Here is a 23271-nt window from a genome sequence, read left to right on the forward strand (position 1 = left end):
GTTCTCTTGCAGCCCGCTACAGCCCCTCGGGCACGGGCTGGTCCCGCCCGATGAAGGCGCCCTGTTGTTTCAACGTTTCCTGCAATTTTTCAACCGGGATGTCACGCGGGATCCGGTTTCCCGCGAGCGCCAGCGCTGCGGCGGAACCGGCTGCCTCCCCCATCACGAAACAGGCACCGGAAACCCGCGCTGCCGACTGGCCCTCATGGGTCATCGAGGCGCAGCGGCCGGCAACGAGGAGGTTATCGACGCCTTCGGGCACCAGCATGCGGTAGGGCAGCTCGTTATAGCCTCGCGATTCCGGGATCGGCGGGAAGGTGAAGACGACATCGCCGGGAACATGGGCCTCGATCGGCCAGCCATTGACGCCGATGGAATCCTCGAACGAAGCGCAGCCGAGCACATCCTCGCCGCTGAGCTGATAGCCGCCCTTGATGCGGCGGGTCTCGCGGATACCGAGCTGTGGCGGCAGGTCGACGATGTAGGACTTTTCGAAGCCGGGCACGGTGCGCAGGAATTCGAACGCAGCGAGCGCCTGCTTTCGCCCCTCGATCTCGCCGCGGGTGAGATCATCAGGCTCGATGCCGTTGATGGCATGGCCGTCCTCGCGCGCGACCTGGGTAAAGTTCACCCGCCATTCGATGCCGGACTTTTGCGGCCGCACGATCGCGCTTTTGCGCGGGAATTTGTGGGTGCCGGCGGCAAGCGCCTTCTCCATCAATTGCGGGATGGTCCGCCAGGCTTCGCCCGCCCGTTCCGGGTCGATGCCGTTGAGGCGGAGCATCATCGACGGATACAGCGGATGGCCGTGTTCGTCGCCGATTTCGAACGGCGCGCCGGCCCAGACGGCGAGATCGCCGTCGCCGGAGCAATCGATGAAAATCTCGGCGCGCACCGCCTGCCGCCCAGCCTTGGTCTCGACCATCAGCGCATCGATGCGGCGGTCGTCGCCCATCACCACGCCTGCGCCAAGCGCATGGAAAAGGATGTGCACCTTGTGGCTGGCGAGGAGCTGGTCGGCCGCAATCTTGTAGGCCGCGGTGTCATAGGCCTGCGCAAACACCTTGCCGAGGATCAAATGCGGCGCGTTCAGGCCATTCAACAGGTCGATCCGCGCCAGCAGCTCGGACGCCATGCCCTGCACCAGCCGGTGGGCCTGGCCAAAAACGTTGCCATGCAGGCCGCAGAAATTGGTGACACCCGCGGCGGTGCCCATACCACCGAGGAAGCCGTAGCGCTCGATCAGCAGCGTCCGCCTGCCTGCGCGCGCCGCCGAAGCTGCCGCGATAATGCCGGCCGGCCCGCCGCCGAGGACGACGGCTTCATATTCGCCGTAAAGCGGCACTTGGCGTGCCGGTTCTTCGATCGTCGTGGCCCGCATGGCGCTTCCTATCCCTGAAATCCTTTGCTTGGGACCGACTATGAATTAACGCGAGCCGAGCTACAATCTATCAAATTAGGCGATCAGCTTTCTCGAATCGCGAAAGGTCCAGATGGACATCCTGGTGAACCTGCAGGCGTTTCTCGCTACCGCGGATGCGGCCGGCTTCTCCGCTGCCGCGAGAAAACTCGGCGTCTCGACCTCGGTGGTGGCCAAGCGCGTCACGCAATTGGAGGCGCGGATCGGGACGCCGCTGTTTCATCGTTCGACCCGCCAATTGCGCCTGACCGAAGCCGGCCAGCGCTACGTGCATCGCGCACGCGGCGTCGTGACCGACGCCACCGATTTGCTCTCGCGCATGGGCGAAAAGGGTCACGATCTCGTTGATCACCTCCGCATCAAGGCGCCGACCTCGCTGACGGTGGCGCGGCTTGCCGACGCCTTCAGTGCCTTCCAGACCCAGAACCCGCGGCTCAAACTCGAGATCGTGCTGATCGACCGCCCGGTGGATCCGGTGACGGAAGGCTTTGACATAGCCATCGGCGCCTTCCCGCACTCCTTCGGCGGTGTCGTCGACGAGCCGCTATGCGCGCTCAAACGGCTACTCTGCGCCTCGCCGGCCTATTTGAAGAAGCACGGAGCGCCAAAGCATCCACGCGACCTCGTCGATCATCGCTGCCTCAGTTTTCTGCCGACCGGACCGGAATGGATCTTTGACGGTCCACGCGGGCGCATCAGCATCCAGGTCAGCCCGCTGCTCTCCTCCAATGAAGGACATGTGCTGGCGCGCAGTGCAATCGCCGGCAACGGCATCGCGCTGATGTCGCATTATCTCGTGGCCGACGCGCTGCGCGACGGCACACTGAAGCCGGTCCTGCGCGATTTTCCGATTCCGGAATTGTGGGTCAAGGCCGCCATCCCCGAACGGCGGCGCAACGCGGCCGCGGTGCAGGCGCTGCTGACCCTGCTCAAGACGTCGCTCGCGCGGTCGCTGTGAGGCTTGTCGCACCGTTGCGCGTTCAACCCTTACCGCTACCCCAATTCCCCGCGCGCTTTTCGGCGAACGACGCCAGTCCCTCCGCAGCCTCCGCACTCTGCCGCTTCAGCGAATGCAGCTGCACGAGCCGCGCGTAAGCCGCATCATCCACCGCCATCCCGCCGAACGAGCTCTCCAGCGCGAGCCGCTTGGTCTCGGCCATCGCCGCCGGTCCGTTGGCGAGCAATTGCTCGACGACCTTCGCGCCGGCCGCCTCTAACTCGGCGAGCGGCACCACCTCGTGCACGAGGCCGATGCGGCGGGCATCCTCGGCGCCAAAGCGCTCGCCGGTGAGCGCGTACCGGCGGACTTGCCGTACTCCAATGGCATCGCAGAGCTGCGGGATGATGATCGCCGCCGTCAGCCCCCAGCGCACCTCGGTGATCGAGAACAGGGCGTTATCGGCCGCGATCACGACGTCGCAGGCCGCAATCACGCCGGTGCCGCCGCCAAAACAGCCGCCCTGCACCAGCGCCACCGTCGGGATCGGCAGCGTGTTGAGCCGCTGCACGGCCTCGAACGTTGCCCGGGACGCCGCCTCGTTGGTCTCGGGCGATTGCGGCCGCACGCTATTGATCCATTTGAGGTCGGCACCGGCCTGAAAATGCTTGCCGTTGCCCCTGAGCACGACGACGCGGAGATTGGACTTTTGGCCGAGCTCGTCCATGGCCGCGAGCACGCCGGCGATCAGCGCGCCGTCATAGGCGTTGTTGACCTCCGGCCGGTTCAACGTGACGGTGGCGACCCCGCGTTCGTCGAGGGTCCACAGGACGGGGTTGGCAGTCATCGGCGATCCTCCGGTCATCTTGTTTGCCGCGCACTATGGCCGAGGCCGAGCGCCCTGATCCATATCTTTCCGTCGTAGGGCGGTCGCGCCCATCGCATGGCGGGTTGTGCCATGGTGGCGCCGGGCGGCAGCCAAAAGGACCAGGCAAAGCGATCAGGAACGGGACATCATCTATGCGCATCTGCATTTTCGGCTCGGGCGCCGTCGGAAGCCATCTCGCGGTCAGGCTTGCACGCGCCGGCCACGAGGTCTCGTGCGTGATGCGGGGGGCGCATCTCGAGGCGGTGCGCGCGGGCGGCCTCAAGCTGCGGGTCGGCGATTCCGAGGTTACGGCCAGGGTGAACGCCTCCGGCGATCCGGCCCAGCTCGGCCCGCAAGATGTCGTGATCAGCACACTGAAAGCCACCGCACTTCAAGGGCTGGTCGCAAGCCTCAAACCATTGCTCGGCGACGACACCGCGATCGTGTTTGCCCAGAACGGCATTCCCTGGTGGTACGGGATCGGCCTGCCCCCGCGGCACCCGACGCCGCCGGACATATCGTTCCTCGATCCGGGCGGGCGGCTCCGCGCCTGCATCCCGAAAGAGCGAATCATCGGCGGGGTGATCTTCTCCTCCAACGAGGTGATCGCGCCCGGCGTGGTGCAGAACCTGACGCCGGACCGCAACCGCCTGCTGATCGGCGAATGCGACGACCGCAATTGCGAGCGCATCACGAAACTGCGTGGCGCTCTGAACGACGCGCGGCTTGAATCGCCGCCGGTGGCCGACATCCGCGAGGCGATCTGGTCAAAGCTGCTGACCAACATGTCGCTGTCGGTGCTGTGCCTGCTCACCGGCCAGACCGCGCGCGGCGTGCGCGACGATCCCGCGTTTGCCGAGGTCATTCCGCGCATGCTGAACGAGGCCAACGACATCGCGCAACACTTCATTCCCGAGGTCAAGCGCGTGACCCGCAGCGGCCCCGCGCCGAACCACAAGCCGTCGCTGCTCCAGGATTACGAGCTCGGCCGCGCCATGGAGATCGACGTGCTGGTGAAGGCGCCGGCCGCCTTCGCGCGCACCGCCGGCCTGTCGACGCCGACGCTCGACCTGATTGCCGCGCTCGCGATCCAGAAGGCGCGCGACAAGGGGCTTTACGCCGCGTGAGCCTCAGGCAAGTTCGTCGATCCAGGCCGTGAGCGCATCGAGCACCTCTTTCAGCGCCCCGTCATTGGTCCGGCCGGACTTGCGCAGCACCGCGAAGGAGTGATCGCCGCCTGCGACCTCGTGCAGCGTGGCCTTCGCCCCGAGCGCCTTGATCACGGGCTTGAGGGTGCTGAGATCGGCGAGCCGGTCGCGCGTGCCTTGCAGGAACAGCATGGGAATCTCGACACGGTCGAGGTGCTCGGCGCGCTCCGTCGACGGCTTGTTGTCGCCATGCAGGGGAAAGCCGAGAAAGGCGAGCCCCTTTACGCCCGGCAGTGGAGTCTTGGACTGCGCCTGCGACGTCATGCGTCCGCCGAACGACTTTCCGCCCGCGACGAGCTTCATTCCGGAGCAGAGCCGCGCCGCCTCCTCGACCGCCGCGCGGATGGCGGCGTGCGCGACTGCCGGCTGGTCGGGACGTCCCTGCTTCTTCTCCGTATAGGGGAAATTGAAGCGGAACGTTGCGATGCCGCGATCTGCGAGGCCCGCCGCGACCTTGTCCAAGAACGAATGCCGCATATCGGCACCCGCGCCGTGCGCCAGGACATAACAGGCGCGCACATTGTCCGGCTGGGTCAGGATCGCCGAGACCGTGCCGATGCGCTCGATGTCGAGCTTGAGCTCTGTCGCCTTGGCGGTCATGACGCGTTCACTCCTCGATCTGCTCTTAGCGGCGCGCGCTGCTCGCCGGCCAGAGATAGTTCATGACGTGATTGAGCGTCGTCATAATCTCGCGGTATCCGGCCTCGCTCTTCACTGAACCGAATTTGTCTTCGAGGGCAAGCTTGGCAAAGCCGTGAACGGTCGACCAGGCTGCCGCGGCCGCGGTCTTCGCCTGCTTGGGCGTCCCGCCGACGAGTTCGGCGATGATGATTTCGAACTCGCGGCCAGCCGCCCTGCTCGCCTGCCTGAGACGTGAATCGTCCGCGACGAGGCGCTTGTTGGCAAACATCATCTGGAAGCGGCCGGGATGCTTCAGCGCGAATTCGACATAGGCCAGGCCCTGAGCGTGGAGTTTTTCGCGCGCATCCTGCCTGCGGGACGCAGCATCCCGCAGCGCGCCGGCAAGCGCATCATAGCCGCGGATCGCCACCTCGGTCAGCAGGCCCTGCGCATTGCCGAAATGATGCGACGGCGCGGCCGGGGACACACCGGCACGGCGGGCGGCCTCGCGTAGCGTGAAACCTTCGGCGCCGTGCTCGGCGAGAACGGCTTCGCTGGCCGCGATCAGGGCTTCCTGAAGTTCACCATGATGATAGCCGGCTTCCGGCTTCCGAGCCTTGTGGCTCGGCTTGGCGCGCGCGGGCGCGATCGGTTTCGTCATGCGTAAACTTGACACTGTTCAGATTGAGGACTATCCATCTTAACGCTGTTCAGATTGACCCGCCTGGAGTTCGAAATGACCGAAATGCAGCATAGCACCGCAACCTCCCGCGTAAAGCGGCGGCATCTGGTCGGCGGCGCCGCGCTGGGCATGCTCACGAGTGCCCTCGGCGGCCTTGCCGGCGGCATGGCGCTCGGCCGGGGCGCGACGCTGCCGCAGCAGAGGCCCAGCGGCAAGCGCCGCTTCGCCGACAAGGCCATCATCGTGACAGGGGGCACCTCCGGCATCGGCCGCGCCACCGCGCTGATGTTCGCCGCCGAAGGCGGCAAGGTCGTGTTCTGCGGACGTAATATCGAGCGCGGGGCGAAGGTGGAAGACGAGATCAAGGCGGGCGGCGGCGACGCGGCGTTCGTCCGGGCCGACGTCCGCAACGAGGCCGAGGTCAAGGCATTGGTCGACAAGACGATCGATCTTCATGGCCGGCTCGACGTGGCTTTCAACAATGCCGGAATCTCCATCGAAAAGCCGTTGCATCAGTACACCGCGGCCGAATTCGATGACGTGATCAATACCGACCTGCGCGGGGTGTTCCTGTCGATGAAGTACCAGATTCCACACATGCTGCAGAAGGGTGGATCGATCGTCGTCACCTCGTCATCCAACGCTATCGCCACGACCGCGAATCGCTCGGCCTATTCCGCGGCCAAGCGCGGGCTTGTCGGCATGGTTCAGGCCGCGGCACTCGAATATGCCCAGTACGGCATCCGCATCAATACCCTGATCCCCGGCACCACGGACACGCCGTTCATCCGCAGGCTTGCCGGCATGGAAAATCTCCCCGATGCTGCCTGGCACGTGGCCATCGCGCAATGGGCCAAAACCCATGTGCCTGGGATGCAGCGCGTGGCGACCGCGGAAGAGATCGCAGCCTTCGCACTCGTGCTCGCCTCGGACGATCATCCCTACACAACGGGCGGCCAGTTCGTCGTCGACGGCGGCAAGACCGCGCAGGCGGGATAGGGCATCTGCCGACGCAGCCTCAAGACACAATCATTGGCAGCTTCGGCGGGCGTAGCAAGGCGGGCTTGCGCCCGCGTCTGGCCTTGTGGCACGGCTGAGCGGGCACATCGCCATCAACGATCGAGGCCGCCATGTCCTATCGTTCCGCCTGGATGACCGAAGAGCTCGAAATCTTCCGCGACCAGTTCCGGAAATATCTCGCCAAGGACCTGGCGCCGCATGCCGAGAAATGGCGCGAGCAGAAGATGGTCGACCGCTTCGCCTGGCGCGGGCTCGGCGAGATGGGCGCGCTGCTGGCAAGCGTGCCGGAGCAATATGGCGGGCTGGGCGCGACCTTCGCCTATGATGCGGCGGTACTGGAAGACCTCGAAAGCACGGTGCCGGAGTTGACGACCGGCGTCTCCGTGCACAGCGCCATCGTCGCGCACTACATCCTCAATTACGGCTCGGAGGAGCAGAAGAAGCGCTGGCTGCCGAAGATGGCCTTGGGCGAGATGGTCGGAGCCATCGCCATGACCGAACCCGGCACCGGCTCGGATTTGCAGGCGGTGAAAACCACGGCAAAGAAACAGGGCAATTCCTACGTCATCAACGGCCAGAAGACGTTCATTACCAACGGCCAGGCCGCCGATCTCGTCATCGTGGTCGCGCGCACCGGCGACGTCGGCGCCAAGGGCCTCTCGCTGATCGTGGTCGAAACCGCGGGCGCCGACGGTTACAAGCGCGGGCGCAACCTCGACAAGATCGGCCTGCATGCCTCCGACACGTCAGAACTGTTCTTTGACAACGTCACGGTGCCTCCGGAAAACCTGCTCAGCAAGGAAGAGGGCCAGGGCTTTGTGCAGCTCATGCAGCAGCTGCCGCAGGAGCGGCTGTCGCTCGCGGTCGGCGCCGTCGCCTCGATGGAGCGCGCGATAAAACTCACCACGGAGTACACCAAGGAGCGAAAGGCGTTCGGCAAGCCGCTGATGGACTTCCAGAACACCGCCTTCACGCTCGCCGAGCGCAAGACCGAGGCGATGATCGCGCGCGTCTTCGTCGACTGGTGCATCGAGCGGCTGATCGCAAAGACCTCGACACCGTCACCGCCTCGATGGCGAAATACTGGTGCTCCGACAAGCAGGTCCAGACCGCCGACGAATGCCTTCAGCTGTTCGGCGGCTACGGTTACATGCAGGAATACCCGATCTCTCGCATCTTCATCGATTCCCGCATCCAGAAGATCTATGGCGGCACTAACGAGATCATGAAGCTGTTGATCGCGCGGTCGCTGTAGTCGGCTATTTCGTTGATGGCCTCTTGTAGCGTTTCGCATAGTCCGGCGTGGAAATGCCCGGCTTGAGGTCTCCGCAATTCCGAGGCTCGCCGGCCACGAGCTTCAGGGGTACGACACCCGCCCAGACGTCGAGGGCATGGTCTTCGTCGGGATCGACCACGCCGTGGTTTCGAATCTTCGCCGAAGCCTCGGAAATGGGAAACCGGAGGAAGACCGTTGCGGCCAGCTCCTTCTTCTTCGGCGGACGAACGATGTGGCCCGGCATGATGTCTTCGACGAAGGCTGCGACCAGGCGCTCCTTTTCGTCCTTGTCCACGATCTTCTCCGCTGTGCCGAAGATCATGACGGATCGATAGTCCATGCTCATTCCGAACCCGGACCTGCCGGCCACGACGGAATCGACCAGCGTAACGGTGATGCAGGCAGGCGCACCATCCGCCAGGGCGGTCAGAAGCTGGTTGTTCGGACTGCCGTGAACATACACATGCTCGCCGATCCGGATGATCGCCGTCGGAATGACGCGCGGCCCACCTTCCGTGGCGACGCCGATGTGGCACACCAGCGCTTCATCGAGGATGTCGTAGATGACCTGGCGATCATAGGCTGCGCGCTCGGGGCGCCGGCGCACGCGAGTCTTCTCCGTGGGGGCGATGGTCGTCACGACAGACCTCCTACGCGGGCTGATGGGCTATCATGGGCTTGTTGTGCGTGAGGTGATCGCCCTCGTAGTCGTTTCGCTCGTCGACGCGCTTCCCGGCGATATAAGCTTGGATTCGGTCATGGAGGGACACAGGCACCGTGACGCCCTCTTTTACCGTCCGCTCGCGCGCTTCATATCGGCGATCAGAGGGAAGCCTGGCCCCGTCCTGTTCCAGCATACGCGCGAAAAGCATCTCCGAATGCTTGAGCTGCGCAACGCGATCGCCGTTTTCGACACATCGGACCGGGTCGATGGCGATAATCAATTCACCGCCGCAAGGAGCGCCGGTGTTCGCCTTGTCGCGCTCGCCGGCCTCGAAGCTGAGCACGTCTCCAACCAGCGGGCCGGCCAGCAGCTCGACCATCATTGCGATGTTCGAGCCCTTGAAGCCGCCGAAGGGCAGTTGGGCTCCTGCAAGCGCCTGAGCCGGATCGGTCGTGGGCTTGCCGTTGGGGCCGATGGCCCATCCTTCTGGCAGTGCTTTCCCGTCACGCAATCGAAGCTGGATCTCGCCCCTTGCAGAGGCGCTCGACGCCTGGTCGAAGACCACCGGCGGCTTGTCGTGACGCGGCCAGGCGAATGCCATCGGATTGGTGCCGAACAGCGGCTTCGTCCCGCCCGCGGGCGCTACGTACGGGCTGGCCGCGACGAATGCGAATCCGACGAGCCCGCGTTCGGCCAGCCGCTCGACCTCCGGCCATAACGCGGCAACGTTGAGCGCGTTCGTCACCGCGAGCACGGCAATTCCGTGCTCCTTCGCCCTATCGGCCAAGGGCTGGTCACCGCGTTCGAGGGCCAACGGGGAAAAACCGTATTTCGCATCGACCTTGACCACACTGGGCGTCAGTTCGACGAGCGACGGCTCTGCATCTCCGGAGGCCTGCCCCGACAGCAGGCCGTTCATGTAGAACGGCAGCCTGAACAGACCGTGGTGACGGCATTCATCTCGTTCCGCCGCGGTGACGGTGTTTGCGATGGCCTGGGCGTGGATCTCGCTGAATCCCTGAGACAGCAAGGCGGCCTTGGCCGAGCGGTGGACCTCGCCAAGCGACATCTGAACGAAATTTTGCATGAACCAGCTCCGTGTGACGGCCGGGAGAGCAACCCGGCGACAAAAGTCACTATCCACAAATTTGCATGTTATGCAAATTCATTCTTATAGCAATTTGCGCCGAGGGCGGCCGCTTAGGTCGGCTGTGATCAGGAGGACTTGGCTGGCGCCATGTCGATGACGTCGGACGGGGTCACGACCATAAGCATCTTGGCGGGCTTCTTGCCGACATTCCTGCCCATGTGAGGCTTGTCGCCGAGCAGATGGACGCAATCGCCCGCGTCCAGCGTCAGCCGATCGGACCCGATCTGGAATTCGATCCGGCCCTCGAGGATATAGAGGACTTCCTCGCCTTCGTGCGAGAGGAGCTTGACGTCGATCTCCGACGTAACCGGAAACTCGAGCAGAAAGGCGTTGAGCTTGGGTTCAGTCAGGTCGCCAGAGAGCCAGTGGTAATTGTAACCATTTGCTGACATTTGCTCTGAATCGTTGCGGTCCTTCTTCCTCGACACCGAATAATGCTTCGGGACGTAGGCCTCGTTGGTGTCCTCGAAGAGGTCCCGCAGGGGAACGTTCAAACGGGTCGCGATCGAGATGAGATTCGCGATGGAGGTCGCGGTCTCACCTCTTTCGATTCGAGAAAGATAGGCGGCCGACAGCTTGGTGTCGGCCCCCAATTGCTGCAACGTGAGTTTACGAAGTTGGCGCGCCTCTCGAATTCGAAGTCCGAGCTGACGCGCGACAAATCGCGCCTGATCCAACACGCGCTCCCTAGCCTCTTGGAACGTCTCAAGATTGGCTCTAGAGGCAATTTGCCGGACATGCAAGATTAGAGAGGCGTCTACGGATCTTCGGCCACAGGCAGTTGTCGCCTGCTATTTGCGAACCAGCGGGCACTCGCTCTGCTCAAGGCTCGGGAACGCTTGATCCGCGGGAATTGTCGCCAGAATCTTGTAGTAGTCCCACGGTGCCCTGGATTCCGACGGCTGCTTGACCTCGACGAGATACATCTCGTGCAGCATCAGCCCGTCCTCCCTGACCTTCCCATTCCGCGAAAAGATGTCGTCAACGGGAAGCTCCTTCATCTTGGTCATCACGGCCTGCCCTTCGTCGGTCTGCGCCGCCTCGACCGCTCGCAGATAATGCCGCACCGCCGAGTACACGCCGGCTTGAGTCATGGTCGGCATGGCGTTCCGCTTTGCGAAGAACTTTTTGGACCACGCCCGCGTCTCCTCGTTGCGGTCCCAGTAGAACGCCGTCACGAATTTGAGGCCCTTGGCGGCCGCCAGGCCAAGCGAATGGACGTCGGTGATGAACACGATCGGCGCGACGAGCGATTGGTCGGTGATGCCGAATTCGGCGGCCTGCTTGATGCCGGTCGCCATATCCGCGCCCGCGCTCGCCAGAGCGACGACCTTTGCCTTCGACGATTGCGCCTGTAGCAAATACGAGCCCATGTCCGAGGTATTGAGCGGATGCCGGACTTCGCCCAGGACCTGCCCTTTGCCTTCCGAGACGGCCTTGCGGATATCGGCGGCAAATGCCTGTCCGAAGGCATAATCCACCGTGACCAGGAACCAGCTGCTGTAGCCCGATTTCACGAGCGCCTTCGCCAGTCCGTATCCGTTCGAGTAGCTGGTGTAGACCCATTGGGCTGATGTCGCCGAGCAGGACTTGCCGGTGAAATCCGACGAAGCCGCCGCGATCAGGGTGACCTTGTCACGATCCCTGGCCAGCGATTGAACGGCGAAGCCCACGGACGAATTCGAGAAATCGGCGATCACGTCGACGCCGGCGCGATCGAACCATTCGCGCGCCTTCGCAAGCCCGATGTCCGCCTTGTTCTGGTGATCGGCAGACAGCAGCTCGATTTTCTTGCCAAGGACGGTTCCGCCGAATTCGTCGATGGCCATCTGTGCAGCCACGACGGATCCCTGCCCGGAAAGGTCGGCGTAAGGCCCCGACTGGTCGTTTAAAATGCCGATCTTGACGGCATCGTCGGATATGCCGGGCCCGGCAAACGCCGGAAGGGCCGACAGGACCAGCGCCAGCCCTCCGAGGGCCGCGCCGCGTGCGAAATTCGTTCTGAACATGGATCAATCCCTTTCTATCCCACTGGACAGCATTCCTCATTGCAAATTTGCACGATATGCATAATTGCACAAAGGACATTTTTTGGGCGGCGTGTCCAAAGATATGGCGCTGGGCAGGATTTGACGGTCCGGGGGGCACCCCGCATCAGCGGCTCGCGCAAATCCCCCGCGCAAATTTCACGGGCACGGACCCAGTGCGGCCGACCGGCTGTCGGCGGCAGGCGCCGCGCCTTTGCAATTCTATCGCGAGCAGGTTTAGGCGCCGCTGACCCGCGCTCTCACCGGCTGCGCCAATCCCGCGGCCGGCATCCAAAGCGCTGCTTGAAGCGCCGGGCGAAGTGGGAGAGATCGGAAAACCCCCAATCGAAGGCGATCGTGCCGATCTCGCGGCCGGCAAGCGCCGGATCCTTCAGCTCGGCCGCAGCGCCATCAAGGCGACGCTCCATGACATAGTCCGAAAACGTCGTACCGGAGCGCTCGAACAGCTTGTGCACGTAGCGCCCGCTGATGCCGACAGCGCCGGCGACCGCCGCAACTGTCAGACCCTGCTGGCGCAGCCGCTCATGAATGGCGCGGCGCAGCGCCAGCACGGTGGCGTCCGCAAAGCTTGCGGCTTCCGCCGTTTGCGCCCACGAGCCGCGCGACAGGCCGAGCGCAACGAGATCGAGCAGCACGTCGAAGAGCCGAATGCTGTCCTCCTCCGCCATCCGCAGCGCGCCGGCGTTGAGGGAGCGTGCGGTCTCGACGATGAGATGACCGACATGGGGATCGTCGGACACGCGCTCGGCCCTGAAATCGAATGACGGCGGCAGCCGGTCGCGCAAGGCACGCGACGGCACCCAGAACGACGCGACCTCCAGCGCCGGACCGCGATCATGCAGCAGCGTCACCTCATGATCGCTGTCGATGATGCCGACCTGGCCCCGCGACAGGCTGACCTCGCGGCCGTCCTGGAGCATGCGGCAGCGACCGGCGAGCTTGAAGTTCAGATAGAAGCAGCTCTCGGTCGACGCCGCGATATCGGCGCGCGAGCGATGCACGGTGTGCTCGGGAAAGACCACACGGTTGATTGCACCGTTGCCGACCTTGATAGCCTCGACTTTGGCCGGAAAGCGCGAGGTCGTCGCCGTCTCCGGCGTCAGGTTCATGAACGCCTGGCAGATCGCCTCGCGGTAATAGGAGAACTGCTCGTCCGGTCGGGTCTCGGCAGTGTTCCAGATGACGTGCCGGGGCCGGCTTGCGGGGTTGACCTGCTCCATCAGTTCACTCCGAGGCCAATCCGGTTCAGCGTCAGACAAGCGCGCTGCCTCGCGAACCGGTTCAATATGGCGGCAGCAGGGAAGGACCGACGTTTCAGCCGGCAAGGCCATTGCCGCACCGATCTAACCAGTCTTCCGAAGGAGCAACAACATGTCTACCTACGTTCTCGTGCACGGCGCCTGGCACACCGGCGCCGAGTTCGAGCCTGTTGCGGCACCGATCCGCGCCGCCGGCCATCAGGTCTACACCCCGACGATCAAGGGCAACCGTCCGGGCGACTCCAAGACGACGGGGCTGAACGAAGCGATCCAGTCGATCGTCGACTACCTCGCCGAGAACGATCTGAAGGACGTGATCCTGCTCGGCCATTCCTATGGCGGCATGGTCATCACCGGCGTCGCCGACCTCGCGCCGGAGCGTATCCGCCGCCTCGTCTATTGGAATGCGTTCGTGCCCAACAATGGCGAGTCGCTCAACGACATGGTGCCGCCGAACTATATCGGCCTGTTCGACATGATTGCGGCCGAGCGTGGCGACGGCTCGGTGGTGCTGCCGTTCCCGATCTGGCGCGAGGCGTTCATCAATGATGCCGATCTCGATCTGGCCCAGAAGGCCTATGACATCCTCAATCCGCATCCACTGAAGACCTTTAGCGACAAGATTGCGCTGAAAACCAATCCGGCGGAGATGCCGCTGGCAAAATCCTACATCAACTGCACCGAAGACACCGCGCTGCCGCACGGCTATCCTTGGCATCCCCGGCTGTCGGAGAAGCTCGGCCTGTTCCGCCTGGTGCAGGTGCCGGGAAGCCACGAATTGTGCTTCTCCGATCCGACGCGTCTCGCCAAGGCGATCATGGAGGCTGGACGCGACTGACTGGAGCGTCCGTCAAAAGCGAGACGGCTTCGGCCTGCTTGCGCCGCCGGCTTCGGCGGCACAGCCCTTGCTTGGTCCGCAACGAATTCAGATCGGTGGAAGCAACCCTGCTTGTCACGTGTGGCTCCCCGCCATACGCTGCCCCTCATCGGCAGCCGCCATCTGGTCTCGTTTGCGTCAGCTCGGGAGAATTGCGAATGGTTCACGTCTCGCGACGGAAACTGCTTCAGCTTGCGGCTGTTGCGCCATCGGCACTTCCCGCTGCCTGGACGTCGGTTGCATCTGCCGCGAGCGGAAAGAAGATCCTGATTGCGGTGATGCAGTCGGACCTCCGCATCACCGATCCCGGCTTCACGACCGCGATCATCACCCGCGACCATGGCTACATGGTCTACGATACGCTGCTCGGCATCGATTCCAGCTTCAAGGTGCGGCCGCAGATGGCCGACTGGACGGTGTCCGCGGACAAGCTGACCTACACCTTCACCTTGCGCGACGGCCTGAAGTGGCATGACGGCGCGCCGGTGACGGCGGAGGATTGCGTCGCCTCGCTGAAGCGCTGGGGCACCAGCGTCGACGGCATGGCGCGCAAGCTGATGGACTTCACGGCAGGCATCGAAGCCGCAGATGCCAAATCGATCGTCCTCAAACTGAAGGAGCCTTATGGCCTTGTGCTGGAGACGGTCGCCAAGCCATCGTCGATCGTGGCCTTCATGATGCCCAAGCGGCTTGCGGAGACGCCGATCACCAAGCAGATTCCGGAGCAGATCGGCTCCGGCCCGTTCAAATTCGTGGCTGCCGAATTCCAGCCTGGCGTGAAAGCCGTTTACGACAAGAACACCGAGTATGTGCCGCGCAAGGAGCCGGCCGAATGGACATCGGGCGGCAAGGTGGTCAAGGTCGACCGTGTCGAGTGGCTGACGATGCCGGACGCACAGACCGCGCTCAACGCGCTGCAATCCGGGGATGTCGATTTCGTTGAAACGCCGCCGTTCGACCTGCTGCCCACGCTCGAGTCCAATCCGGACATCAACGTGACAATCCTGAACAAATTCGGCTTCCAATCGTTCGGCCGGATGAACTTCCTGCATCCGCCGTTCGACAATGTGAAGATCCGCCGCGCCGCGCTGCTCGCGATCAACCAGAAGGACGTGCTCGACGCACAGATCGGCAATCCCAAATACTACAAGTTCTGCGGCGCATTCTTCATCTGCGATACGCCGCTGGCCAGCGACGCCGGCGGCGAGACCCTGATCAAGGGCAACGGCATGGCGGACGCCAAGAAGGCGTTGGCCGAGGCCGGCTATGACGGCACGCCCGTGGTGATCCTGGCGCCGACCGATCAGATCCTGCTGAAAGCGCAACCGGTCGTGGTCGCACAGCTGTTGCGCGAGGCCGGTTTCAAGGTCGACCTTCAGGCGATGGACTGGCAGACGGTGGTCACCCGCCGCGCCAACCAGAAGTCCCCGAAGGAAGGCGGCTGGAACATGTTCTTCACCTACCAGGGCGCCGCCGATTCGATGAACCCGCTGGTCAATGGCGCGATGGTCGGCAAGGGCACGGAGGGCGGCTGGTTCGGCTGGTCGGAGGACCCCAAGCTCGAGCAGCTGCGCGACGCCTTTGCCCGCGCCACCTCACCGGAAGAGCAGAAGAGGATCGCTCTCGACGTGCAGAAGGAGGCTTACGATCAGGTGATCTACGTCCCGCTCGGCCAGTTCCAGGCGCCGAGCGCATGGCGCAGATCGCTCACCGGCGTGATCGACGGCCCGGCGACGCCGATGTTCTGGAATGTGGACAAGAACGAGTGAGCTCCGTTCTCCCCGTTCTTACTCGTTCTCACGGGAAGAGGCGAAGCCCTAGTTCGGATGCCACCAGCGGCCGCTGACGACGACGCCTTCGGAGACGATCTTGCGGTCACCGATGAGGTGCTCGCCGACGACGTCCTCATAGTCGAACTGGCCTTCCCTCACCGAGATCAGCGTGGCGTCGCCGACGCTGCCTGGCTTGAGGGTGCCGAGCTCGGGCCGCCGCAACGCCATTGCGGCGTTGACCGTCGAGGTTGCGATGACGTCGGACAGCGGCATGCCCATGCACAAAAATTTCGACAGGGTCGTGACCTGATCGAAGGCCGGGCCGTCGATGCAGAGCTGATGGATGTCGGAGGAGATCGTGTCCGGATAGAAGCCGTTGGCGAGCATCGCGCGCGCAGTCTTGAACGCGAACGAGCCCTTGCCGTGGCCGATGTCGAACAGCACACCGCGCTCACGCGCATCCAGCACCGCCTTCTTCACCGTGCCCTGCGCGGTCGCCGGCGTGTTCGGGAACGGCCGGAACGCGTGGGTCAGCACGTCGCCGGGGCGCAGGCGGGCCAGCACCTCCTCATAGCTCGGCGGCGGGTGGTCGATATGCGCCATCAAGGGCATGCCCACCTCGTCGGCGACCTGGAGCGCGATATCAAGCGGCACGGTCCCCGACGTGCCCGAAGAATGCAGTCCGACGCGAACCTTGATGCCAACGATGAGGTCGCGATTGGCATCCGCCACCTTGGCCGCTTCGATCGGATTCATCAGCCGCAATTCCTCGCTCTCGCCGACCATGATCCGGTGCGAGAAGCCGAAGATGCCGGCATGCGAGACGTGCAGATAAGCGAGGATGCGGACCTGGCTCGGCTCGATCACATGCTTGCGGAAGCCGGCGAAATTGCCGGGGCCAGCGCTGCCGGTGTCGACAGAGGTGGTGACGCCGGAGGTGCGGCAGAATTCCTCGGCATCGATGCCGAGCGAGGTGCCGCCCCAATAGACATGGGTGTGGAGATCGATCAGCCCCGGCGTCACGATGAAGCGCGAAACGTCGCGCACCTCCGTGCCCGGATCCGCCTTCAAAGCGCTGCCCACCGCCGCGACCTTGCCGCCGGCAAAGGCCACATCGGTCACGGCATCGAGCTTCTGGGACGGGTCGACCACACGGCCGCCGCGCAGGATCAAGTCGAAAGGCATTGTCGTCTCCGGATGGGGTAGTGCGGCGCGCCGGCATGTCAGCGAGGCCAGGAAGGGAAGCGCATTGCTTCTAGCAATTTCTACGCCGACGAGCGTAGCAAACAGCGACGATTGCGCATGACAAAATGGCGATCCCGGGATGACTCGAACATCCGACCTACGGTTTAGGAAACCGCCGCTCTATCCGGCTGAGCTACGGGACCGCGGAACCCGCCGATCGGCGGGTTGCCGGCGCCGTTCATATCAAAGCGGGGGCGGGACCGGAAGCCCTTCGCTCGTTTCATGTCGTCCCGAACCCCGACCCCGGTTTTTTGTATTCGGGCCGAGGTGGACTAAAAATGTCCAGCACGCGGGCGCCGTCGGGTCCGGCGCGCATGGTGTGCGGCACATTGCCGGGTGTGCGCCAGAAATCGCCCTTCTTCACCGGAATTTCCTCGTCGCCCTGGACGCGGATGGCGGAGCCGTCGAGCAGCACGCCCCACTGCTCCTCGGGATGGTGGTGCAGCGTGCCCTGTGCATGCGGCGCCAGCGTCACCACCGACAGCATCGCCTGCTCGCCGGAGAAGATGCGCGTGGTCAGCCCCGGCGCAAGCTCGCGAAACAGCCCGTCGCTGGCATCGTCGATATTGTGGAATTCGTCCTTCTGGCTCACGCCAATCTCCCCTTCTGCATTCTATTTTGCTGTAGACAGACGCACGGTGGCCAAGAGCCGGTCTTTGAACTCACCTTTCAAGGTCACGTACACGCTCGACCATTTCCGACTCTTGAACTCGCAGCTACCTCGTGGGCAATATTCCTTGTCGTGATAGTCTCCACTAAGAACGCCGAACAAGGTCATCCGACTGCCCAACAGACGAAACAGGGCGCTACCTGATGCCCCAACTGTGAACTCGCAGTTCGTTTCAAATATCGACCAGTCCCTTACGTCGCGCACTTGGCATTCCTGCATCGTCTTGTTGAAGGGCCCGTATCTGTCTGTCTTTCCTGTGGCTTCAATGTCGTAACCGACAATCGCCAGGACACGCTCCAGCTCAACCAAAATTTCAGGCGGTTCATAGATTTCGTAAGGTGTCACCTCTGCGGGAAATTGGAGCTTTGCGACTGCCCAATCGCCGACAACCGCTCTCGACCCACTATCAAAGCATGTACCCATCCATAAGCTCGCCGACAAAGGAACGGTCCGCCTCTCCGCCCCCAAATAGTATTCGAATGTACACTTGTCAGGCGACGTTGGGGGCTTGCAAACGTCCCGAAACGCGTGAGCCGCCGTCGTGATCACGTCGCGCGCGCCGGTGACTTGAGCGCTACCGGATCCACCGGGGCATCGTATGATTCCACTTGCCGAAAACGATTTTTGACCTCGTCTGGGGAGAGACCGTTGGCTTTTGCGTAGGCCTCTTCCGTCATTCGCCGGTCTGTATCCGCCGACCCGACAGTGACGATCGGCGGCATGGGATGAATGTTGATGGCTCCACGGCCATCAACAATGGGCGTTGGCGCGCGGTCGGGACCAAGACGCGACATCTCCCATGAACCAACTTCGTTGCTTCCAGAGACCAACAGAAGGAGAAAGCCAGGCAGGACGAACGCGTAATTCCTCGTCACTTGAGGTAACCTCCGCATAAAGAGCTTTGGCCGAAACAAATGTTTTGAAATTACTTTCGAAAGCTGCAGCGGCCGACGTCGGTTCGCATCCACTTGTCCGTTGCCAGACTCAAGCCTTGCGGCGATCAGGATTTGCCGTAGGAGCCCTGGTAGCGGCCCTCGCGGATGGCCTTCAGCGTCTCCTCCTCGCGCGTGATCTGGGCCCGTACCGCCTCCAGCAGCGCTGCTGCGCCGGCGGCCGGAAACGACACCACGCCGTCCTCGTCACCCACCACGATATCGCCGGGCGAGATCACGCTGCCGCCGATCGAGACCGGCACGTTGATCTCGCCGGGGCCATTCTTGTAAGGCCCGCGGTGGATCACTGCCCGGGCGAAGCAGGGAAAGTCGTCCGCCGTGAAGGCCGCGACATCGCGGATTGCGCCATCGATCACATAGCCTTCCGCTTTGCGCCACTGGGCGATGTTCTTCATGATCTCGCCGACCAGCGCGCGGGTCTCATCGCCGCCGCCATCGACCACGATGACATCACCCGGTCCGACCAGCTCGAGCGCGCGGTGGATGGCGAGATTGTCGCCCGGCCGAGTTCGCACCGTGAAAGCCGTTCCCACCAGCTTGCCGCCGCGGTGATAGGGCTTTAGCCCCACCGCGCCGGGCAGCCGGCCAAGATTGTCTGAAATGATCGAGGTCGGCGCGACCCTGAATCCCTCGATGATATCGGCCGGCGGCTTCGGCACGCTGTTGGCAGCAATGGTAATCGTCATGCAGTTCGGTCCTTCCTTGATGTCTCAGTCGACGTGCGCCCGGGCCTTCGACGGAATGATCCGGAACGCGCGCCCCTCCTTCATCCACGCCGCGCGCTCGTCGCGCAACAGTGTGCGACGAACTTTTCCGGAATCATCACGCGGCGGTGCGCTGACGATTTCAAAGCTCTCCGGTTGCTTGTAGCGGCTGAGCTTGTCGCTCAAAAAGTCCGCCATGGCGTCGGCAATCGCCTGGCCGTCCGCGCCCGGATCAGCCTCGATGATGGCGTGCACATGCTGGCCGAATTCCGGATCGGGCAATCCCACCACCACGCAGGATCGGACGCCGGGACAGGCGGAGACTGCAGCCTCGACTTCGGCCGGATAGATGTTGGCGCCGCCGCGCAGCACCATGTCGGCGAGACGGTCGCCGAGATAGAGATAGCCTTCGGCGTCCAGCCTGCCGATATCGCCGAGCGATTCCCAGCCGTCCGTTCGGCGCTTCGGCTCGGCGCCGAGATAGTGATAGGTGGCGTCGGTACCATCATTGTTGAGGAAATAGATCTCGCCGGTTTCGCCCGGCGCAACGTCGTTGCCGCCCTCACTGAGGATGCGCAGTTTCGCCATCTCGCCGATCTTGCCGACCGAGCCCTTGTGCGTCAGCCACTCGGTGCCGGAGATGATGCAGGAGCCCTGCCGTTCGGTGCCGCCATAGAGCTCCCAGACCCGCTCCGGCCCGAGCCAGGCAATCCAGTTCTCCTTGAGCCAGGGCGGCATCGGGGCCGCCATGTGGAACACGGTCTGCAAGCTCGACACGTCGTAGGAATTGCGCACGTTCTCGGGCAGCGCCCAGATCCGGTGCATCATGGTCGGAACGAAATTGACCCATTGCACGCGCTCGCGTTCGATCAGCCGCAGCGTCTCCTCGGCGTCGAACTTGACGAGGCCGGTGAGCTGGCCACCGCCGAACAGCGCGTAGTGCGACAGGATGAATGGCGCATTGTGGTAGAGCGGGCCCGGATTGAGCAGCGAAGCCGCAAAGGGAATGTTGAGCGGCAGCGCCGTGACCGTGTCGACGACCGCGGGGTGGTGGTCGAGGATCACCTTTGGACGGCCGGTCGAGCCGCCGCTGGTCATGGCCTTCCAATAGCGCGCGACCGGCGGATCGAGCGGTTCGTCCGAAAAACCCTGCGGTACGAAATCCGCAGGCAGACGGTTCGGCGCGTTCCAGTCGGCCTCGCCGCCGACCACGAGCGCCGGCTTCAGGATATCGAGCACGGCTGCGGCCTCGCCGCGCGGCAGCCGCCACGACAGCGAGGTCGGCGTCGCCCCGCACTTCCACACCGCAAAGCTGGTCTCGAAAAAGGCGTTGCCGTTGGGCAGCCCAATCGCGACGAAATCGCCGGGCTTGACGCCCTTGGCAGCGAATGCCCGCGCCCGGTGGTTGGCGCCGCGTTCGAGCTCATCCCATGTCAGCGTGTCCTGCCCATGGCGGACGGCGATCGTGCCTTGCGGCTTGCGTTGCGCGTACCAGCGCGGCACGTCGGACAGGGGCAGCAGCATCAGGCGTTTCCAATTCGTGTTCTTGGCGTCGCCTCACGATAAGGCGCGTCGCAGCACGAAGTGTAACAGCCGGAGCCAACCCTTCAAGGTGCCCGCCTTCAAGGGATCAGCTTTACCGTTCCGCTCCGCAGCCGGGAAGATCGAACAGCGCCGCAAGGCCGCATTTCGAGGTCAGCATCTTGTCGCCGTCATGGCCGACGCCGGCGACGTCCCAGACCCTATGATTGGGAGTGCCATGATCCCGCTTCGCCATCGCGTCCACATAGGCATGGCCACGGGCGTAGCGATAAGGGCCTTGCGCCTTGGCCATGCAGCTCTTGTCGAGCGCGGGATGCTCCGGATTGGTGTCGAGGGTGCCGAGCAGGTAGATCACGTCGCGCTCGACATAACGCCGCTCGAGCGCGGCCGGCGTCGCATCCGCAAGATAAGGCGGACGCTCGTCCATGCCGTATTTCCAGTTGTTGTAGCCCGCGCAGGATGCGGCGATTTCAGGTACGGGCCGCTCCGCACTGAAATACGCATAGGACGACGGGTTGGCGACGACATAGCGGACGTCGATGTGCTGGCGCGACAGCATGGCCTCGCCCTTGCCGGCGATGGCGTAGCGCTGCGCCACCTGGCCGCCGCCGGAATGGCCGGCAACCACAACCTGCTTCAGGTTTGGAAAGATGCGTCGGTCAGACAATTTGCCAAGGATCGCGTCGAGCGCCTCGAATGAGGAGACCGGGTTCGGTGCAAGCGCGGCATCGCCGCCCTCCCATCCCTCCAGCGACCAGCGCAGCGTGTCCGCGGACAGCTTGTGCGCGTCGATATCGATCTCCGCCAAAAACTGCGGCACGATCATGAGCGCGCTCCTGCCGTCGTCGCCCGCTGCGAGCTGCGCGGTGTGGGCTGACATATAATATTCGTCGGCATTGCGCAGCCGTCCGTGCAGCACGATGATGGCGCGCGAGATCGACGGCATCGGCAGCGACCAGTCGCTGGAGAGATAGAGCGGCAAAATTCCCTGACCGCCGACCGAGAGCCTCGCGTCGGCAATCGCCTTCACCGGTTTGCGGTTGGGCGCATCCTCGTCCGCTGCGCGCGCATGGCCGCACATCAGCATCAACGCGATTGCGGCAAGACCAGCCAGCGCTTTCATGTCCAATAGTCCCCTTCCATTCAAATCCATAAAACTCTACGCGCATCGCATGCCGCGCGGCTGTGACTCCCGCGCCACGTCAAGCAAAAAATGTCAGCAGCACGGACACGAAATTGACGGGTTCCATGGGTGACAAGCAGGCGATAAAGGGGCAAAAATCTGCTTCGACTCAGTTCGGGTTGAGTTTTGCAGGGAATGCTCTCGTAGAATGTCGTTCGTGTTCGCATCGCGTCATGCGGCGCCCCTTGTTGCCGCAGCAGGATTTTTTCTGCTGACGCCTCCGCATGCCCACGCCCAATGGTGGAAGCGCGCGCCGGTCGACTTCGAGGAATGCGCCGACGCCGCCGAAAAGGCCGCGACCAAGGCCGAGAAGACATCAGCGCTTGCCGACTGCAACGCCAAGTTCGCCGGCCGCCGCAAGGCCGGTGGCGGCTACACCTATTACGACTTCCTGCAAGACCGCACCTTCGACATCGCCGGCCCCAATCCGACGCCGGAAGAGCAGAAGAAGATCGACGAATCCTACACCGCCTACCTCGCCAATCAGCGCCGCAGTAATGCCGCAGCCGAAGCCATGGCGCGACAACAGCAAGAGCAGGAACAGGTCCAGCGGGTCACCCTGCGCAGCGAGGTCGCGCGCGTGCCCGTCCCGGTCGAGCGGCCGAAATTTCGGCAGCAGGCCGTAGCCGGCGATACACAACCGCGACCGAAGGGACCGAACTGCACCAAAGGCTCGTTCTCCTGCGAATGGCCGCGGCTGTCAGACGGATTGAACGAGCTGAAGAAGCTGTTCAATCCGACGCCGAGCAAGCCAGCAAAGAAGGGCTGAGTTGCGGCCATAAACTCCGCCGTCGTCCCGGACAAGCGTAAGCGCAGATCCGGGACGATAGCCACGAAATTGAGTTTGGCGAAGACTCGGAGTTACCAGCTTTGCTCCGCAATTTCTTCCTGTGGTTATGGGGTCCCGGATCGGCGCGCGCTTTGGGCGCGCTTGTCCGGGACGACAGCGGAGGCCACACCTCAGTTCGGATGCTTCTTCTTGCTGCGCTTGGGCGCGGCCACCGGCGCAGTCGCCGGCGCCGACGGTGAATTGCCAAGCGCCGAACGGCTCTCCTTCAAGCGCGCCTCGTAGCCGGGAGAGTTCGTGACGGTCGGCGGCCGGGCGTGAGCAAAGGTGACGGCACCGCCGAGCGCGGCCAACGCGAGTCCCAATATCAGCAGATGTTTCATCG

23 protein-coding genes, 1 tRNA gene and 2 pseudogenes are annotated in these 23271 nt (G+C 63.6%); 8 read left to right on the forward strand and 18 right to left on the reverse strand.

Annotated elements, in window-relative coordinates; translation table 11 throughout:
- Nucleotides 1-16: 16 nt before the first annotated feature.
- Nucleotides 17-1381, reverse strand: a complete 1365-nt coding sequence (locus tag ABIB73_RS20775) for an FAD-dependent oxidoreductase (protein WP_354226826.1) — start codon at nucleotides 1379-1381, stop codon at nucleotides 17-19.
- Nucleotides 1382-1493: 112 nt separating this feature from the next.
- Here ABIB73_RS20775 and ABIB73_RS20780 point away from each other — a divergent pair, with 112 nt between their 5' ends.
- Nucleotides 1494-2378 (forward strand): LysR family transcriptional regulator, encoded by an 885-nt coding sequence (locus ABIB73_RS20780; RefSeq protein ID WP_354226828.1) that lies wholly within the window; start codon nucleotides 1494-1496, stop codon nucleotides 2376-2378.
- Nucleotides 2379-2400: 22 nt separating this feature from the next.
- Here ABIB73_RS20780 and ABIB73_RS20785 read toward each other — a convergent pair whose 3' ends face one another.
- Nucleotides 2401-3204 carry an enoyl-CoA hydratase-related protein gene (locus tag ABIB73_RS20785; protein WP_354226830.1) on the reverse strand — a complete coding sequence of 268 codons (804 nt, stop codon included), beginning with the start codon at nucleotides 3202-3204 and terminating at the stop codon, nucleotides 2401-2403.
- 173 nt (nucleotides 3205-3377) lie between these two features.
- Here ABIB73_RS20785 and ABIB73_RS20790 point away from each other — a divergent pair, with 173 nt between their 5' ends.
- On the forward strand, nucleotides 3378-4352 hold the full coding sequence (locus ABIB73_RS20790) for a ketopantoate reductase family protein (RefSeq protein ID WP_354226832.1): 975 nt from the start codon (nucleotides 3378-3380) through the stop codon (nucleotides 4350-4352).
- Between the two features lie 3 nt (nucleotides 4353-4355).
- Here the strand turns inward: ABIB73_RS20790 and ABIB73_RS20795 are convergent, their stop codons facing one another.
- Together ABIB73_RS20795 and ABIB73_RS20800 are read right to left on the reverse strand one after the other, a co-directional pair.
- On the reverse strand, nucleotides 4356-5033 hold the full coding sequence (locus ABIB73_RS20795; RefSeq protein ID WP_354226833.1) for an alpha/beta hydrolase family protein: 678 nt from the start codon (nucleotides 5031-5033) through the stop codon (nucleotides 4356-4358).
- Between the two features lie 25 nt (nucleotides 5034-5058).
- Complete coding sequence (locus tag ABIB73_RS20800; RefSeq protein ID WP_354226835.1) at nucleotides 5059-5715, reverse strand: TetR/AcrR family transcriptional regulator; 657 nt, start codon at nucleotides 5713-5715, stop codon at nucleotides 5059-5061.
- 75 nt (nucleotides 5716-5790) lie between these two features.
- Between ABIB73_RS20800 and ABIB73_RS20805 the strand changes: the two genes are divergently transcribed.
- The 3 genes and pseudogenes from ABIB73_RS20805 to ABIB73_RS20815 form a co-directional block, all read left to right on the forward strand.
- A complete protein-coding gene (locus ABIB73_RS20805; RefSeq protein ID WP_354226837.1) occupies nucleotides 5791-6735 on the forward strand; it encodes an SDR family NAD(P)-dependent oxidoreductase in 945 nt (314 codons plus the stop codon).
- A gap of 152 nt (nucleotides 6736-6887) precedes the next feature.
- Nucleotides 6888-7694, forward strand: a pseudogene (locus ABIB73_RS20810) (acyl-CoA dehydrogenase family protein); the annotation flags it as partial.
- Nucleotides 7631-8011, forward strand: a pseudogene (locus tag ABIB73_RS20815) (acyl-CoA dehydrogenase family protein); the annotation flags it as partial. The pseudogenes ABIB73_RS20810 and ABIB73_RS20815, both read left to right, overlap by 64 nt.
- A 4-nt stretch (nucleotides 8012-8015) precedes the next feature.
- Here ABIB73_RS20815 and ABIB73_RS20820 read toward each other — a convergent pair.
- The 5 genes from ABIB73_RS20820 to ABIB73_RS20840 form a co-directional block, all read right to left on the reverse strand.
- Nucleotides 8016-8672, reverse strand: coding sequence for a pyridoxamine 5'-phosphate oxidase family protein (locus ABIB73_RS20820; protein WP_354226839.1), 657 nt, complete (start codon nucleotides 8670-8672; stop codon nucleotides 8016-8018).
- 10 nt (nucleotides 8673-8682) lie between these two features.
- Nucleotides 8683-9783, reverse strand: a complete 1101-nt coding sequence (locus ABIB73_RS20825; protein ID WP_354226841.1) for an Ldh family oxidoreductase — start codon at nucleotides 9781-9783, stop codon at nucleotides 8683-8685.
- A gap of 128 nt (nucleotides 9784-9911) precedes the next feature.
- Nucleotides 9912-10589, reverse strand: coding sequence for a helix-turn-helix domain-containing protein (locus ABIB73_RS20830; RefSeq protein WP_354226843.1), 678 nt, complete (start codon nucleotides 10587-10589; stop codon nucleotides 9912-9914).
- A 48-nt stretch (nucleotides 10590-10637) separates the two neighbouring features.
- Entirely contained in the window at nucleotides 10638-11855 is a 1218-nt protein-coding gene (locus ABIB73_RS20835; protein ID WP_354226845.1) for an ABC transporter substrate-binding protein, read from the reverse strand.
- Between the two features lie 278 nt (nucleotides 11856-12133).
- Complete coding sequence (locus ABIB73_RS20840) at nucleotides 12134-13114, reverse strand: helix-turn-helix domain-containing protein (protein ID WP_354226847.1); 981 nt, start codon at nucleotides 13112-13114, stop codon at nucleotides 12134-12136.
- Between the two features lie 151 nt (nucleotides 13115-13265).
- Between ABIB73_RS20840 and ABIB73_RS20845 the strand changes: the two genes are divergently transcribed.
- Both ABIB73_RS20845 and ABIB73_RS20850 read left to right on the forward strand, forming a co-directional pair.
- Entirely contained in the window at nucleotides 13266-13991 is a 726-nt protein-coding gene (locus tag ABIB73_RS20845; RefSeq protein ID WP_354226849.1) for an alpha/beta hydrolase, read from the forward strand.
- Nucleotides 13992-14188: 197 nt separating this feature from the next.
- Complete coding sequence (locus tag ABIB73_RS20850) at nucleotides 14189-15799, forward strand: ABC transporter substrate-binding protein (RefSeq protein WP_354226851.1); 1611 nt, start codon at nucleotides 14189-14191, stop codon at nucleotides 15797-15799.
- 48 nt (nucleotides 15800-15847) lie between these two features.
- Here ABIB73_RS20850 and ABIB73_RS20855 read toward each other — a convergent pair whose 3' ends face one another.
- The 8 genes from ABIB73_RS20855 to ABIB73_RS20890 all read right to left on the reverse strand — a co-directional run bounded on the left by ABIB73_RS20855 (nucleotide 15848) and on the right by ABIB73_RS20890 (nucleotide 22039).
- Nucleotides 15848-16987: an amidohydrolase/deacetylase family metallohydrolase gene (locus ABIB73_RS20855; RefSeq protein WP_354226853.1), complete on the reverse strand. Its 1140-nt coding sequence runs from the start codon at nucleotides 16985-16987 to the stop codon at nucleotides 15848-15850.
- A gap of 126 nt (nucleotides 16988-17113) precedes the next feature.
- Nucleotides 17114-17190: transfer RNA gene (locus ABIB73_RS20860), tRNA-Arg, on the reverse strand.
- A 77-nt stretch (nucleotides 17191-17267) separates the two neighbouring features.
- Nucleotides 17268-17639, reverse strand: a complete 372-nt coding sequence (locus tag ABIB73_RS20865) for a cupin domain-containing protein (RefSeq protein WP_354226855.1) — start codon at nucleotides 17637-17639, stop codon at nucleotides 17268-17270.
- 21 nt (nucleotides 17640-17660) lie between these two features.
- Nucleotides 17661-18140 carry a hypothetical protein gene (locus ABIB73_RS20870; RefSeq protein ID WP_354226857.1) on the reverse strand — a complete coding sequence of 160 codons (480 nt, stop codon included), beginning with the start codon at nucleotides 18138-18140 and terminating at the stop codon, nucleotides 17661-17663.
- A gap of 122 nt (nucleotides 18141-18262) precedes the next feature.
- The gene (locus ABIB73_RS20875; RefSeq protein WP_354226858.1) at nucleotides 18263-18592 is read right to left on the reverse strand and encodes a hypothetical protein; all 330 of its coding nucleotides are present in this window, start codon (nucleotides 18590-18592) and stop codon (nucleotides 18263-18265) included.
- A 125-nt stretch (nucleotides 18593-18717) separates the two neighbouring features.
- The gene (locus tag ABIB73_RS20880; protein ID WP_354226860.1) at nucleotides 18718-19356 is read right to left on the reverse strand and encodes an RraA family protein; all 639 of its coding nucleotides are present in this window, start codon (nucleotides 19354-19356) and stop codon (nucleotides 18718-18720) included.
- A gap of 24 nt (nucleotides 19357-19380) precedes the next feature.
- A complete protein-coding gene (locus tag ABIB73_RS20885; protein WP_354226862.1) occupies nucleotides 19381-20898 on the reverse strand; it encodes an AMP-binding protein in 1518 nt (505 codons plus the stop codon).
- Nucleotides 20899-21010: 112 nt separating this feature from the next.
- On the reverse strand, nucleotides 21011-22039 hold the full coding sequence (locus tag ABIB73_RS20890) for an alpha/beta hydrolase (protein WP_354226864.1): 1029 nt from the start codon (nucleotides 22037-22039) through the stop codon (nucleotides 21011-21013).
- A 208-nt stretch (nucleotides 22040-22247) separates the two neighbouring features.
- Between ABIB73_RS20890 and ABIB73_RS20895 the strand changes: the two genes are divergently transcribed.
- Entirely contained in the window at nucleotides 22248-22868 is a 621-nt protein-coding gene (locus tag ABIB73_RS20895) for a hypothetical protein (protein ID WP_354226866.1), read from the forward strand.
- Nucleotides 22869-23059: 191 nt separating this feature from the next.
- Here the strand turns inward: ABIB73_RS20895 and ABIB73_RS20900 are convergent, their stop codons facing one another.
- Nucleotides 23060-23269 (reverse strand): hypothetical protein, encoded by a 210-nt coding sequence (locus tag ABIB73_RS20900; RefSeq protein ID WP_354226867.1) that lies wholly within the window; start codon nucleotides 23267-23269, stop codon nucleotides 23060-23062.
- Nucleotides 23270-23271 lie beyond the last annotated feature (2 nt).

Source organism: Bradyrhizobium sp. F1.4.3 (assembly GCF_040548375.1).
Classification (GTDB): domain Bacteria; phylum Pseudomonadota; class Alphaproteobacteria; order Rhizobiales; family Xanthobacteraceae; genus Bradyrhizobium.